Genomic DNA, 761 nt, shown 5'->3' with positions numbered 1-761 from the left:
TTCCGGTTAAAGAACTGTGCCGTAAATATGGCATGGGTAATTCAACTTTCTATAAATGGCGAGAAAAATACGGCGGAATGGAAACTTCGGATATCAAACGCTTAAAGGAGCTGGAGGCTGAAAATCTCAAGCTTAAGCAGATGTTTGCCGAACTGAGCTTAAAATCCCAGCTTCAGGAAGAAATCATAAAAAAGCTTTAGTGCCCACAAAGGCACGTAAAACGTGGGCACAGCAACTACAACAAAATCATTCAGTTACTATTACTATGAGTTGTGCCATTGTTGGCTTAAGCCGTTGTGCTTACTATTATAAACCTAAGTTACCGGATGATTCAGTGATTATTTCGGTGTTGAATGCTATCACGGAAAGGCATTTACGCTGGGGTTTTCCTAAATGCTTTAATCGTATCAGAAAGCTCGGCTATAAATGGAATCATAAACGGGTATATCGGGTGTATTGTGAATTAAAGCTTAATCTCAGGATAAAGCGTAAACAGCGCATTCCTCCACGAAGCCCAGAAAGGCTATCAGCACCCAATAAACAAGGTGAATGTTGGTCAATGGATTTTATGAGTGACAGTAGTCGTAATCAGCGTCGCTTTAGAACATTCAATGTCATCGATGACTTTAATCGTGAGGCGTTAGGGATTGATATTGCAGTAAGCTTACCAGCAGGAAGGATCACCCGTTACTTAGATAAACTGGCTGAATATCATGGGTATCCATTAAAAATACGAGTAGATAATGGACCAGAATTTACAG

General features: G+C 40.2%; 2 protein-coding genes. Both read left to right on the top strand.

Annotation, left to right across the window (positions count from 1 at the left end):
* Nucleotides 1-200: transposase (locus tag A9G34_RS03640; protein ID WP_065568898.1), on the top strand; the 200-nt coding region annotated here is incomplete at its 5' end.
* On the top strand, nt 200-761 hold a 562-nt coding region (locus A9G34_RS03635; protein WP_065568897.1), incomplete at its 3' end, for a DDE-type integrase/transposase/recombinase. The genes A9G34_RS03640 and A9G34_RS03635, both read left to right, overlap by 1 nt.

This window comes from Gilliamella sp. Choc4-2 (assembly GCF_001690355.1).
Taxonomy (GTDB): domain Bacteria; phylum Pseudomonadota; class Gammaproteobacteria; order Enterobacterales; family Orbaceae; genus Gilliamella; species Gilliamella apicola_A.
Note: the sequence above shows the minus strand (reverse complement) of the source record. Positions and strands in the feature narration are given on the sequence as shown.